Origin of the sequence: Lentzea sp. NEAU-D7, assembly GCF_026242055.1 — a bacterium.
Classification (GTDB): domain Bacteria; phylum Actinomycetota; class Actinomycetes; order Mycobacteriales; family Pseudonocardiaceae; genus Lentzea.
Genome location: NZ_JAPJDL010000002.1, coordinates 137,926 through 150,115 on the forward strand (window position 1 = coordinate 137,926; position 12,190 = coordinate 150,115).

Sequence of the window (12,190 nt, forward strand, 5' to 3'; positions counted from 1 at the left end):
TATTCTTTTCGTGTGTGGAATAGTGGTTTCCGTGGAGCGACTCGAGAGCGGACAGCGGTCCCGCGTCTGGGCTGACGGCGACCGGATCGTCAAGCAGGTGGTCGGCGACCAGGTGGCATTCGAGCGCGAGATCACCGCGCTCCGGCTCGCCGAGCACACCGGCGTGGTGCCGCGTGTCCTCGACGTCGACCACGAGAAGCGGACCGTGGTGCTCGAACGGCTGCGCTCCGACCCGTTCGGGGAGGACTGGGTGATCGCCTACGCCCGCGGCCTCGCCCGTCTGCACATGGCCACCGGCCCGGAGCACGCCGGGCTGTTGCCGCGCCAGGCGGTCCCGGACCTCGTCCCGTTCCTGCGGTTCGTGCGGGCGCTGGAGGTGGAGGTCGGGGGCGCCGAGGACGAGCTGGTGTTCGAGGACTCCGGGAAGTTCGACCTGGTGCACGGCGACCCGTGCCCCGGCAACGACATGTACTCACCGCAGGGCGCGAGGTTCGTCGACCTCGAAGGAGCGGCGCTGGGCGACGGGCTGACCGAGGTCGTCTACCTCCGCATCGGCTTTCCGACCTGTGCGACCGTCACCGAGACGCCCCGGGAGCTGCGGGAGGCCGCCGAGCAGGCCTACTTCGAGGAACGCGGGTTCACCGCAGGGCTCGAGGACGCGTGCGTGCGGTGGTTCGTGAACGGCGACGCGCTGGTGCAGCGCTCCGAGCGCGACGGCACCGACCACCTCGCCAGGGCCGTCGACGAGGACTGGTTCTGGTACAGCACGACGGCGCGCGGCCGGCTGATGTTCCGGGCGGGGGTCGTGGCGACGTTCACCGAGACCCATCCGGAGATGAGCGCGCTGGCCCGGCGGCTGCTCGACCGGATGAGGCGGATCTGGGCGCCGCAGCCGATCGGGACCGTGCGCACGCACGTCTCATGACCAGGCGGACAGCTTCAACCGCGAGGTGAACGTCCGGTCGGCGCCCGAGATCGGGTCCACGAAGGACAGCGTGTGGGCGAGCAGCTGCAACGGCGAGGAGAAGTCGTCCAGCGGACGGTCGCGCAGCACCGGGTAGAAGTCGTCGTTCACGATCGGCACGCCGAGCCCGGACATGTGCAGCCGCAGCTGGTGCGTGCGGCCGGTCAGCGGCTTCAGGTGGTAGCGGCCCAGCGCGCCGCGACGCTCCACAAGGGACACGTGCGTCTCGGCGTTGGGCTCGCCGTCGACCTCGAACGCGGTGATGACGCCGCGTTCCTTGATGATCCGGGAGCGCACCACGCGGGGGAGCTCCAGCGCGGGGTCGTACGGGGCGATCGCCTCGTACTCCTTGCGCACCAAGCGGTCGCGGAACATCGTCTGGTACTTGCCGCGCAGCTCGCGGCGCACCACGAACAGCACCAGCCCGGCCGTGACGCGGTCGAGCCGGTGCGCGGGCGAGAGGTCCGGCAGGCCCAGCGAGTCGCGGAGCTTCACGAGCGCGGTCTGCATGATGTGCGCGCCTCGCGGGATCGTCGCGAGGAAGTGCGGCTTGTCGGCGACCACGATGTCGTCGTCCTGGTGCACCACGCCCACCTCGAAGGGGACCGGCACCTCCACGGGCAGGTCGCGGTGGAACCAGATGTAGGAGTCCGGCACGAACGGCGCGTCGAGGCCCAGCGGGCCCGCGACACCCCAGATTTGTTCCTCGGCCAGCATCTCGTCGATGCGCTCGGCGGCCACCCGCGGCAGACGGTCCACGAGGTGGTCGCGCAACGACGGCCAGGTGCCCTCGGAGGGCAGCTTCAGCCGGGCCGCGTCCAGGCCGTGGCGCTGGGGAAGAGGGGAGGAGGGTTTGCGTCTCATCGCACCAGCCAGTCTAAATGTTCGGAAAAAGCGAACGATATCGCTCACAAACGTTCGCTGTACTGAATGGACTGGGGAACCGAGACTGGGCGCATGGCGGTCTTCATGGTCCTCGGCTCGGTCATCTCACTGCAGTTCGGCGCGGCTTTCGCGAGCCAGCTCTTCGGGCAGATCGGCGCGCCGGGTGCCACGGCGCTGCGGCTCGGCATCTCCGCGCTGATGCTGGCCGTCATCGCCCGGCCGAAGATCCGCCAGGAGACGATCGTGCTCGGGCTCACGCTGGCCGGCATGAACGGCACGTTCTACCTCGCGCTCGACCGGATCCCGCTCGGCGTGGCGGTGACGATCGAGTTCCTCGGGCCGCTCGGGCTCGCGGCGATCCTCGGCAGGCGGGCCAGGGACTTCGTGTGGGTCGGGCTGGCGCTCGTCGGCATCGTCGTGCTGGGCGTGCGCGAGTACACCGGCGCGAAGCTCGACCTCGTCGGCGTGGCGCTCGCGTTGATCGCGGCCGCGTTCTGGGCCTGTTACGTGCTGGCGGGACGCAAGGTCGCGACCGCGGGACTCGGCGTCGGCGGGGTCGCGGGAGCCAGCCTGGTCGCGGCCGCGCTCACCCTGCCGTACGGGCTGGCGGCGGCCGGCACCACGTTGTTCGACCCGAGGATCCTGCTGCTCGGCACGCTGGTGGCGCTGCTGGCGTCCGCGATCCCGTACGCGCTGGAGATCAAGGCGCTCAGGACGCTGGAGGCCGGCACGTTCGGCGTCGTGCTCGCGCTCGAACCCGCCGCGGCGGCGCTCGCCGGGGCGCTGCTGCTCGGCCAGCACCTGAGCATCATCTCGTTGTGCGGCATGGCCCTGGTGATCACGGCCGGGGTCGGAGCGGCGCTACGGACAGCGCCAGCGCCTCGCGGAACGCCCGCACCGCGGGATGCTGACCTCGTCCTGCCCGTGCCGCGGTGAACAGCAGCCGGGACATCGGCACCGGCAGCTCGTGCAGGTCGACGGTGATCTCCCGGTCGTACCAGACGAGGTCGGGCAGCAGCGCGACCGCGAGGCCCCGCTCCACGAACCGCAGCTTCACCAGCACGTCGGTCGAGGAGGAGCGCACGTCGGGTTCGTAGCCCTGGTGGCGGCACCAGTTCACGTTGAACGTCCGCTGCGGGAAACCGGTGGGCTCCATGATCCACGGATGCGCGCCCACCTCGGAGACCGGCAGTCCACGGGGGACGGCCAGCCGGATCGGGTCCCGGACCAGTTCCCGGTACTCCAGCCCGGGGAGCCTCGCCTCAGGCTGGTCCGGCCACTCCTCCACGAACACGAGGTCGAAGTCCCTGGCGTGCAGCGCGGAAAGCGCTTCCGCCGGGTCGAGCACCTGGAACTCGATGCGCAGTGACGGGTGCTCGTCCCTCATGCGGGCCAGCGTCGCCGGGATCAACGCCAGCGCCGCTGTCTGGAACGTCGCGACCCGCAGCGTGCCGGTGATCTCGTGCAGCGACGCGGCGACCTCCGACTCGGCCTGGTCCAGACGGGCGAGCACCTCCTCGGTGTGCCGCACCAGGATCTCGGCCTGCGGGGTGAGCTTCACCCGCCGCCCGACCGGTTCGAGCAGGGGCACGCCGACCTCGGTCTCCAGCAGCGAGAGCTGCTGCGACACCGACGACGGGCTGTAGTTCAGCGCCTGCGCGACGGCGGCGAGCGTCCCCCGCTGGGAGAGCTCCCGCAGCAGTCGCAGGCGGTGGAGGTCGAACATCCGATCATTATCGGCTACGCTCCCGCTACCGCCCCCTGAGAAAACGTGCTGTCTTCAGCACGCTTTGAGGAGGTATCGGTATGTCCGAACGACTCCGCAGTGTCGCGGGGATCGCGCTGGCGACCGGTCTGCTCGTGTCGGTCTCACCGGCACAGGCCCAGGTCGAGACGGGTCCGTGGACCAGCTACTCGCCGTCGTTCACCGTTCAGGAACGCGGCTGTGGCAACGTCGACAACCTGACGTTCCACCTCACCTGCTCCACCGCGAGCGGTGACCAGCGTGCCGAGCGGCGTTACGCCACTTACACCGGCGGCACGCGCCAGTTCGAGGGCAGCTTCCGGATCACGAGTCTCGGTGGCACCCGCATCAGTCTCAAGCAGACGTTCCGGGAGGCCCCCACCGCGGGACCGTTCTGGATGCTCGCCGTGGAACGCGGCGGCCGGCTCTACGCCGTGCACGGGGGCGACACCATCGCCACCGGCGCGACCGTGGGGGCGACCGTGCGCGTGAACACCGTGCACAACACGGCCACGGAGCACCGCACGTACATCAACGGCTCGCGTGCGCACACCTACGCGAGCTCCGGTACGAGTTTCTACGACAAGTTCGGCGCGTACAGGACCTCCAGCGGCCAAGGACCTGCCACGGTCACCTGGAGCAACATCCGGTTCTGGCGCAAGTGAGCCGTCTTCCTCGATGAGAAGCGGCTTGGTTTCGGTACTCCTGCTGCTCCTGGCTGCCTGTGGCCAGGAACAGCGGGACCCCGTGCTGACGTCCGAGCTGACCTCGCCGATCGACGTGACGCTGCACTGGCGTCCGGAGGCGGGGTCGGCCGGGCAGGTCGTCGAGTACGCGAACACCCGGGACGGCGACTACACGATCCTGGAGTTCGCCACGGCGGCGAAGAACACCTACGAGCATCCGGACCTGATCCCGGAAACCGAGTTCTACTACCGGGTCCGGCCGTACACCGGACCTGCCTCGGCCACGGTGGACGTCGCGTTGCCCCCTGGCGACGACGTGCCGGAGATCGAGGGGCCGGACTGGACCGCGCCGGTCAAGGCCGGCGGGGGCAAGGCGCCGGTGGCCTCGCCCGAGGCGGCGGCGTCGGAGGTGAAGGCGGAGGTGAAGCACGCCAACGGGATCCTGTTCACCTGGCAGGACCGGGCATCCGACGAGGACGGGTACCTGATCGAGGTGAGGCCCGCGGGCGCGGCGGACTACCGCGTCGCCGTGCAGCTCGACCCGGACACCACCTCGTACGGGGTGATCACACTTCCAGACGAGAAAACCGCGACCTATCGGGTGCGGGCGTTCCGGTTCGGGCCATCGTCGAACCTGACGCACCAGACGACGGGAAAGGCCTGAGCGCCTGTCTGGCACTCCACGCGCTCGCGGCGAGCAACACCGCCGCGAGCGCGTAGGGCCAGGTCGTTCTCTCCGTGACGGCGAGGCCGGCGTTGATCATGGCCAGCAGGCCGAACACGCTGCTGAGCAGCCACCAGGTCAGCCGGTCTTCAGGCGAGTGAGCAGTCATTCGGGTGGGCTACCCGTTCTCGACCTCCTTCACACCTTCTTCCTCTTCTTTTTTCTCACCGCGCCGGCGCATGAACGAGAAGCCGGGGATGCCGAGGATCGCCTGGCGCATGTCGCTGGTGACTTCGAGCAGCTGGTGCACCTCCGGGCCGACCTTGTCCAGGGTCGCGAGGATCGGCAGGATGTCGCTGATCAGGTGCTCCGTCAGCACCGGCAGCTCGTCGACCAGCTTGATCGCGGCCTCGACCTCGTGCGGGGAGAGCTCGTCCACGAACCGCTTCGCGAGCGGCTGGGCCTGCTTGGCGAGCGGCTCGTACATGCCGATCAGCTCGTTGGCCGTGTGCGCGGTGTGGCCGGCGGTCGTGACGACCAGCCCGGCCCGCTCGGCGACGTCGCTCGCGCTCGCCGTGATCGCGCGGACCTCGTCGACGGCCTTCTCCGCGTCCGCCACGACGTTGGCCGTGCGGTCCACCAGGGAGCCGGCTCTCGCGACGATGCCGTCGACGGAGTCGATCGTGCCGTTGACCTTGCGGACGAGCTGTTCCACCTCGCCGAGCAGGCTCAGCACGCGGGCCGGAACGGCCGCGACGGCCACTGTCGTGTCGAGGGCGGTGTTGAGCGCCTGCTTGGCAAGTCCCATGCCGGGGATTTCCATGCGTCCACTCTGCCTTACGCGTTGGTCGGTTCGGGGTAACGCCATTCGGTTTTCGGAACTGCCGCGCGTCGTGATCGGTTTTCCTGATGTCTGCCGGCTGGCTGATCGGGCGAACCGGGAACCATGCGCCGCCCGAAGTTGTCAGAGCCGGGGGTTAGCATGCCCGGCGGGCGAGGGAGGGCGCGTTATGTCTTGGTGGCACCGGATCAGACGCATTATCTCCGGTGGAGGGCGGGAATCGGCGAGTTTCGTCGCGGCGCTGCTGGGTGTTCTGGTGCTCGCGGGCGCCGCGCTGGGGCAGGGCATCTCCCGGACGTCGGTCGCGGTGTCGGACGGGCTCACCTGGCTCGGCGACGACCAGCGCGGTGAGGTCGTGCAGATCAACCCCGGTTCGGGCAAGCCCCAGACGCGGTTGCAGATCAGCGGCCCCGACTCGCAGCTGGAGATCGCGCAGGAGGACGGCCGGCTGATCGTCCTGAACCGGCGCACCGGCGAGATCACCGTCATCGACCTGGCCACACTGCTCGCCTCCGGCCGCCGGCAGGCGCCGCCCGGTGCGACGAGCAAGGTGCTGGTGTCGAACGGGATGGTGTTCGTCGTCGACCGCGCGACCGGCACCGTGCACACCGCCGACCCGCTGACGCTGGCCGACGTCGGGCAGACCTGGCAGGCCGGTCAGCCCCTCGCGGACGCCGTCGTGGACGAGCGCGGGGTGCTGTGGCTGGTCGACCACGGCGGCACGTTGCGCTCGCTCGACTGGTCCGACGACGAGGAGCGGTTCGAGGAGCGCTCGCAGCGCCAGGTCACCGGCGCCGGGCCACGCACCGTCCTGGTGCCGCACGACCAGGGCGTCACGCTCATCGGTCTCGACGGCGGTGTCGTCGTGCGCGACGGCACGGGGGAGGACGTGAACTCGTCCACCGACCGCTCGGACGCCGAGGTGATCGCCGCGCAGTCCTCGCCGATCGACCTGGTGCCCGCGTCGGTGCCGTCGTCCTCGGTCGTCGTGCTGGTCGTCGGCCGTGACGTCCTGCGCGTCGACGTCGGCGCGATGGGGTGCCCGAAGCCGGGGCGTCCCGCGGTGTTCCGCGACAAGGTCTACGTGCCCTGCAAGGGGTCCGGCAAGGTCATCATCCTCGACCGCGGTGGCAGCCGCGGTGGCGACGACGTCCGCACGTCCGGTGGAGCCGACCCCGAGCTCGTGTTCGACGACGGCCGGCTCTTCGTGAACGTGCCCGGCTCGTCCACGGGCGTGCTGGTCGACGCGGACGGCGGGACGCGCTCGCTGACGATCCGCAGCCCCGAGCTCCCGGTGAAGAACCCGGACCGCTCGCCGCCACCGTCCGTGCCGCCGCCCCCGCCGCCGAACCCCAACGAGCCGCAGAAGCCGCCGCGCAACAACGGCAACAACGGCAACGGCACCGGTGTGACGAGCGAGGTCCCGCCGCCGCCGTCGGTTCCTTCCACGCCGCCTTCCGCCGGAAGCGCGGCTCCGGCCGCGCCCGCCGGGGTGACGGTGCGGGAGAAGTCGCGCTCCGCCTCCGCGCTCGTCGTGACGGTGAGCTGGACCGCGGCCGTGTCGGCCGATCCGGTCGTGGGCTACACCGTCGCGGGCTCCGGTTCGTTCAGCGGTGGCTCGGTGTCGGCGCAGTCGGCCGGCACCTCCGCCGACCTCTCGGTGCCGTGCGCGGGTTCCACGTTCTGCACGAGCGGCAGGCTCGACGTGACGGTGCGCGCCTCCACGGCGTCGACGGCCGGTGCCGCGGGCATGGCCGCGTTCACCGTGACGCCGCCCGCGAACACCCCGCCGCCCAACACCCCGCCCCCGAACACCCCGCCGCCCAACACGCCTCCGCCCCCGCCCCCGCCGCCGGTCACGACGACGACCACGCCTCCGCCGCCTCCCCCTCCGCCGCCGCCCTCGCTGCCGAGCGCGGGTGCCGTGGTGATCACGGGGATCTCGGGTGTGCGCACGAACCCGTCCCGTCGGGTCACCCTGGCGCCACCGGCCGACTGGGCGAGCCACAACGGCCGCTGCGAGGTCGTGAACAAGACGTACGGGTTCTCCGTCGGGATCCCGTGCAACGCGACGTCGGCGACCATCGACGTGGACGAGGGCAGCAACGCGATCGTGGTGCGCGCCTTCGCGGCCTCCGGGGCCGGCCAGGTCGACTCGGCGCAGAAGAACGCGCTCTTCACCTACGACGAATGCGCGGGCAAGCCGAACTGCATCCCGCGGATGGCACCGGCCGGAGCCGGTACCGCGCCGATGAGCGCGGGCGGGCTCGGTCTGCTGGCGTGCGCGTTCCTGCTGCGCATCGGTGTTCGTCGTGGAGAAGAGGAAAAGTGATCGACACCGGTGAGGTCTCCGCCTTCCGAGACCTGCACACCCGCCTCGCGGACGCGGTCGAGAGCGCCGTGCGCGGCAAGCGCGACGTGATCGACCTCGTGCTGGTGGCGATGTTCGCGGGTGGTCACGTGCTGCTCGAGGACGTGCCCGGCACGGGCAAGACGACGCTGGCGCGTGCCGTCGCGGGCGCGCTGGGCGGGGTGTCGCGGCGGGTGCAGTTCACCCCCGACCTCCTGCCGTCCGATGTCACGGGCACCTCGGTCTACGACCCGCAGACGGGGCAGATCCGGTTCCGGCCCGGCCCCGTGTTCGCGAACATCGTGCTGGCCGACGAGATCAACCGCGCGGCGGCCAAGACGCAGTCCGCGCTGCTGGAGGTCATGGAGGAGCGGACCGTCACGATCGACGGCGTCGGGCACGCCGTGCCCGACCCGTTCCTCGTGGTGGCCACGCAGAACCCGATCGACCTCGACGGCACGTACCGGCTGCCCGAGGCGCAGCTCGACCGCTTCATGCTGCGCACCTCGATCGGCTACCCGTCGGTGGAGGACGAGCTCGAGGTGCTGCGTCCCGGCAGCGGGGCGGGCCGGATCGCCGACGTGCGCACGGTGTCGTCGCCGCGGGAGATCAGCGCGTTCAGCGGCCGGTTGCAGCTGTTGCACGTCGCCGACCCGATCCTGCAGTACATCTCCGCGCTGGGCACGGCCACCCGCACCGACGAACGGCTGCGGCTCGGCACCTCCACGCGTGGCCTGCGGACGCTCGTGCGCTGCGCACAGGTGTACGCGGCGTCGAAGGGGCGGCATTTCGTGGTGCCGCAGGACGTTCAGGACATCGCGGACCCGGTGCTCGCACACCGGCTGGTGCTGACGCGCGAGAGCGTTCTGTCGGGCGTCACGACGTCCGAGGTGCTGGCCGACGTGCTCTCGCGCGTGGCCGCGCCCAAGCCCGCGGCGCAATGAGACTGACCGTGCGCGGCACCGGAACCGCGGTGCTGGGCCTGCTGATGCTCGGGGTCGGCCTGTGGTGGCGGTACGCGGGCATGGCGGCGTTCGGCCTGGCGCTGACCGCGCTGGTCGTCGCCTCGATCGTCTCCGTGCTCGTCGCCTCGCCGTTGTCGGTCTCGCGCACGGTCCGCCCGCGCACGGTGCCCCGCCTGGCGCGGTGCAGCGGCAGGCTCGAACTGTCCTCCACCGGTCGCTGGCCGGTGGCGCTCGACGCCGTCGACGTCGTGGCGGGCTCGCCGATGGACGTCGACGTGCCGCTGCTGGCACCCGGCGCGGTCGAGGCCGTCGACTACGCGATCCCGACCGAACGGCGCGGCGTGTTCGACGTCGGGCCGCTCACGTTGCGGCGCAGGGGCCTGGCCGGCCTGGCGCAGGCGCGCACCGTGCTGGGCGAGGTCGTCCAGGTGCGGGTGGTGCCGCGCGTGCTGCCGGTCAGGGGCCTGCCCTCCGGTGCCCGCCGGGGTCAGGTCGGCGCCGACGAACGCGTCGAGCGCGGTGGCACCGACCTGGTGGGGCTGCGGGAGTACGTGCCCGGTGACGACCTGAGGCGCCTGCACTGGGCGACGTCCGCGCGCACCGGCACGCTCATGATCCGCGAGGACGCCGACCCGGCCCGTCCGCACCTGGCCGTGCTGCTGGACGACAACGCGTCGTCGTACGCGGAGGAACAACGCTTCGAGGAGGCCGTCGAGGTGGCGGCGTCGCTCGTCACGTCGGCCCTGGAACAGGGACATCCGGTGCGGCTGCTGACCTCGTCGGGCGGCACCGACATCGAGGAGCAGCAGGACTCGGCGCCGATCCTGTCCGCGCTGGCCGACCTCGCGCTGCGCGACGTCGACGGCCGGCCGACCGTGCCGGTGCGCGACCTCGACGTGGTGGCCGTGATCAGCGGGAGCCCGGTGCCCGCCCTGGTGCTGGAGGCGGGACGGGCCGCGTTCGGCGTGGTGCTCGTGGTGGACGAGAAGCGGCCGGTGAGCGCCGCCGGGTCGGTGCTGCTGATCAGCGGGGCGCGGGCGGAGGACCTGGTCGACTCGTGGAACGCGGTGGTGGCGCGGTGAACGGCTCCCTGCTGAGGTACGGCTGGGTCGCGGCCGTCCTGCTCGTCGGCGCGCTGCAGCTCTCCCAGGCCTGGGACGGCGCCACCGTCTACTTCGGACTCGCCGCGGCCGCCGGGTTCCTCGCCGTGGCGCTGAAGCGGATCGTCCCGGCGGGACTCGCCGCGCTCGCGGTCACGGTGCTCGCGCTGACGGGCGGGTTCTTCCTGGCCCGCGGCGCGTCCCCGGACCGCGATCCCACGTGGGTGCTGCTCGACACCGTGCCGAGGCTGCTCACGGCGGCCCGTCCCGCGCCCGCCACACCCGAACTGCTCGTGCCCGGCCTGCTGCTGATCATCGGTGTCTCCACCGGCATGGTGCTCTCGGTGACCAAGCGCGGTACGGCGTTGTTCGTGCCCGCACTCGGCGCGGCCACCCTCTACGTGTCGGCGGCGCTGCTCACCACCGGCCGTGCGGACCGGTACGGCCTCGTCGCACTGACGCTGGTCGTGCTGCTGGCGCTGGGCTGGCTGATCATCGACCGGCGCGGGCCCGTGCTGCCTCCCGCGGTGCTCGCCACGGCCCTGGCAGCACTCACGCTGCTCGCTTTCGTGTTGCCCACCAACGGTTTCGAACCGCGCAAGCTCGTCACCCCGCCTGTCACCAACATCGCGATCTCGAACCCGCTGCCGCAGCTCGCCTCGTGGGCGGCGCAGGGGGACGCGGAGCTGTTCCGGATGCGCGGGCCCGAGGTGCCGGTGCGGCTGGTGACGCTGAGCCGGTACTCGGGGGCGTCCTGGGAGGCGGCCTCGACGTACGGGCCGCTCGGCGTGGTCGACGCGCCGGACCTGCCCATCGGCCGGAAGTTCCAGGACGCCAGCGTGGAACTGCGGATCACCGGACTGCAGGGGGAGTGGCTGCCGGGTGTCGGGAAGCCGCAGGCGGTGTCCCTGAGCAACGCCATGGTCGACCCCGACACCGGATCGCTCGTCGTGGCCGAAGGGCTGAAGACCGGGCTGAACTACACGGTGCGCGGGGTCGTCGAGACGCCGGCCGACACGGACCTCGCCGAGGCCCAGGTCCCCGCCACCGCGACGAAGTACACGGCGTTGCCGCGGCTGCCGTTCACGCTGGCCGAGTACGCGCGGCAGGCGACGCAGAACGCGCGCACACCGTACGAGAAGGCCGTGGCGCTGGAACAGGTCGTGCGCCTCAACCGCAGGCCGGACGCGGAGGCACCGGTCGGGTCGTCCTACGCGCGGCTGGAGACGTTCCTGTTCGGCGCGGCGGGCGAGTCCGGTGCGGGCGCGGGCACTGCGGAGCAGTTCGCGTCGGCCTACGCGGTGCTCGCGCGCTCGGTCGGGTTGCCGACACGGGTCGTGGTCGGGTTCCAGCCGGTGCCCGAGCAGAACGGCGAGCGGATCGTGCGGGCCGCGGACGCCACCGCGTGGCCGGAGGTCTACTTCAGCGGGTGGGGCTGGGTCGCGTTCGATCCCGTGTCCGGCAACGGAAGCGGGCCGAGCGCCGCCTCGAAGCGCGAGGTGCTGAACCGGCTCGCGTCGACCACCGCGAAGCCGTCGCCGACCTCGCTCGCGTCGGTGCCGCCGCTCGTGCAGCCGACCGCCGTGCGCGACGACCAGGCCGCCGCGCCGCAGGCCGCGAAGGGCTTCCCGTTCTGGGTGCTCACACCGGTGCTGGTGCTCGCCGGACTGTTCGCGGCACGGACCTCGCGCCGCCTCAGGCTGCGGGCGGCCGGCCCGGTCGGAGCGTGGAACGAGGTGCTCGACTCGTTGCAGCTCGCCGGGCTGCGGCCGAAGCCGAGCCGCACCGTGCCGGACGTCGCGCGCGAGTGGGGCGAGGCGGGCGCACGGTTGGCCGTTCTGGTCGACCAGGCCGCGTTCGCGCCGCGGCCGGTCGAGCACGAGAACAGCTGGCGGCTGGCCCGGCAGGTGAAGAAAGCGTTGCGGCGCAAGGCTTCCTGGTGGCGCAGGGTCGTCTGGGCGGTCGACCCGCGGCCGTTGTTCCGGCGCTGA

11 protein-coding genes are annotated in these 12,190 nt (G+C 71.6%); 8 read left to right on the forward strand and 3 right to left on the reverse strand.

The features are described 5' to 3' along the window. The first annotated feature begins 31 nt into the window (after positions 1-31). Positions 32-925 carry a phosphotransferase gene (locus ORI60_RS04025; RefSeq protein WP_266034324.1) on the forward strand — a complete coding sequence of 298 codons (894 nt, stop codon included), beginning with the start codon at positions 32-34 and terminating at the stop codon, positions 923-925. Here the strand turns inward: ORI60_RS04025 and ORI60_RS04030 are convergent. Then, positions 920-1,828, reverse strand: a complete 909-nt coding sequence (locus tag ORI60_RS04030; protein ID WP_266034326.1) for an RluA family pseudouridine synthase — start codon at positions 1,826-1,828, stop codon at positions 920-922. The genes ORI60_RS04025 and ORI60_RS04030 overlap by 6 nt on opposite strands. Positions 1,829-1,921: 93 nt before the next feature. Between ORI60_RS04030 and ORI60_RS04035 the strand changes: the two genes are divergently transcribed. Next, on the forward strand, positions 1,922-2,785 hold the full coding sequence (locus tag ORI60_RS04035; RefSeq protein WP_266034328.1) for an EamA family transporter: 864 nt from the start codon (positions 1,922-1,924) through the stop codon (positions 2,783-2,785). On the opposite strand, the gene ORI60_RS04040 is transcribed toward ORI60_RS04035, so the two are convergent. After that, positions 2,688-3,575, reverse strand: a complete 888-nt coding sequence (locus tag ORI60_RS04040) for a LysR family transcriptional regulator (RefSeq protein WP_266034330.1) — start codon at positions 3,573-3,575, stop codon at positions 2,688-2,690. The two genes, ORI60_RS04035 and ORI60_RS04040, sit on opposite strands and share 98 nt — an antisense overlap. 80 nt (positions 3,576-3,655) lie before the next feature. On the opposite strand from ORI60_RS04040, the gene ORI60_RS04045 reads away from it, so the two are divergent. Then, positions 3,656-4,258: a hypothetical protein gene (locus ORI60_RS04045; RefSeq protein WP_266034332.1), complete on the forward strand. Its 603-nt coding sequence runs from the start codon at positions 3,656-3,658 to the stop codon at positions 4,256-4,258. Positions 4,259-4,283: 25 nt separating this feature from the next. Continuing rightward, positions 4,284-4,943 (forward strand): fibronectin type III domain-containing protein, encoded by a 660-nt coding sequence (locus ORI60_RS04050; RefSeq protein ID WP_266034334.1) that lies wholly within the window; start codon positions 4,284-4,286, stop codon positions 4,941-4,943. A gap of 178 nt (positions 4,944-5,121) precedes the next feature. Here the strand turns inward: ORI60_RS04050 and ORI60_RS04055 are convergent, their stop codons facing one another. After that, positions 5,122-5,766 carry a hypothetical protein gene (locus ORI60_RS04055; protein WP_266034337.1) on the reverse strand — a complete coding sequence of 215 codons (645 nt, stop codon included), beginning with the start codon at positions 5,764-5,766 and terminating at the stop codon, positions 5,122-5,124. Between the two features lie 187 nt (positions 5,767-5,953). Here ORI60_RS04055 and ORI60_RS04060 point away from each other — a divergent pair, with 187 nt between their 5' ends. The 4 genes from ORI60_RS04060 to ORI60_RS04075 are packed head-to-tail and all read left to right on the forward strand — an operon-like array spanning position 5,954 to position 12,190. Beyond that, a complete protein-coding gene (locus ORI60_RS04060) occupies positions 5,954-8,116 on the forward strand; it encodes a hypothetical protein (RefSeq protein ID WP_266034340.1) in 2,163 nt (720 codons plus the stop codon). Then, complete coding sequence (locus ORI60_RS04065; RefSeq protein WP_266034342.1) at positions 8,113-9,078, forward strand: AAA family ATPase; 966 nt, start codon at positions 8,113-8,115, stop codon at positions 9,076-9,078. The genes ORI60_RS04060 and ORI60_RS04065 overlap by 4 nt, the downstream gene beginning before the upstream one ends. An 8-nt stretch (positions 9,079-9,086) precedes the next feature. Continuing rightward, a complete protein-coding gene (locus tag ORI60_RS04070; protein WP_266034344.1) occupies positions 9,087-10,181 on the forward strand; it encodes a DUF58 domain-containing protein in 1,095 nt (364 codons plus the stop codon). Beyond that, positions 10,178-12,190, forward strand: coding sequence for a transglutaminase-like domain-containing protein (locus ORI60_RS04075; RefSeq protein ID WP_266034346.1), 2,013 nt, complete (start codon positions 10,178-10,180; stop codon positions 12,188-12,190). Before ORI60_RS04070 ends, ORI60_RS04075 begins: the two co-directional genes overlap by 4 nt.

What these genes read in the sequence shown, in the direction of transcription:
- ORI60_RS04030 (WP_266034326.1), bottom strand. Translation starts at nt 1,828, where the DNA reads ATGAGACGCAAACCCTCCTCCCCTCTTCCCCAGCGCCACGGCCTGGAC.
- ORI60_RS04045 (WP_266034332.1), top strand. Translation starts at nt 3,656, where the DNA reads ATGTCCGAACGACTCCGCAGTGTCGCGGGGATCGCGCTGGCGACCGGT.
- ORI60_RS04060 (WP_266034340.1), top strand. Translation starts at nt 5,954, where the DNA reads ATGTCTTGGTGGCACCGGATCAGACGCATTATCTCCGGTGGAGGGCGG.
- ORI60_RS04035 (WP_266034328.1), top strand. Translation starts at nt 1,922, where the DNA reads ATGGCGGTCTTCATGGTCCTCGGCTCGGTCATCTCACTGCAGTTCGGC.
- ORI60_RS04055 (WP_266034337.1), bottom strand. Translation starts at nt 5,766, where the DNA reads ATGGAAATCCCCGGCATGGGACTTGCCAAGCAGGCGCTCAACACCGCC.
- ORI60_RS04040 (WP_266034330.1), bottom strand. Translation starts at nt 3,575, where the DNA reads ATGTTCGACCTCCACCGCCTGCGACTGCTGCGGGAGCTCTCCCAGCGG.